Source organism: Rhodococcus sp. KB6 (assembly GCF_001445685.1).
Lineage (GTDB): Bacteria > Actinomycetota > Actinomycetes > Mycobacteriales > Mycobacteriaceae > Rhodococcus_F > Rhodococcus_F qingshengii.
Map to the genome: position 1 here is coordinate 1 of NZ_LNAK01000130.1, position 260 is coordinate 260.

Annotated in this window: 1 pseudogene; it reads left to right on the forward strand. The window is 63.1% G+C overall.

The features are described 5' to 3' along the window. A pseudogene (locus ASU23_RS19915) lies at positions 1-260 on the forward strand (cholesterol oxidase); the annotation flags it as partial.

A 260-nucleotide genomic window follows, 5' to 3' on the forward strand; every position in this document is an offset into this window, starting at 1 on the left:
GCCGGCGCCGAGATCATTCCGATGACCACCGTGTCCGGGCTTCGTGAGGCTCGCGACGGTTCGTGGGACGTGTTCACCGAGCGAACCGGTGCATTCGGACGAAAGAACCGCCGCACCTACACGGCTGCGAACGTCATTCTCGCGGCCGGAACGTGGGGCACTCAGCATCTGCTCTTCGACATGAAGGACACCGGAGCGCTGCCCAAGCTCTCCGACAAGCTCGGCGAGCTGACTCGAACGAACTCCGAATCCATTGTCGG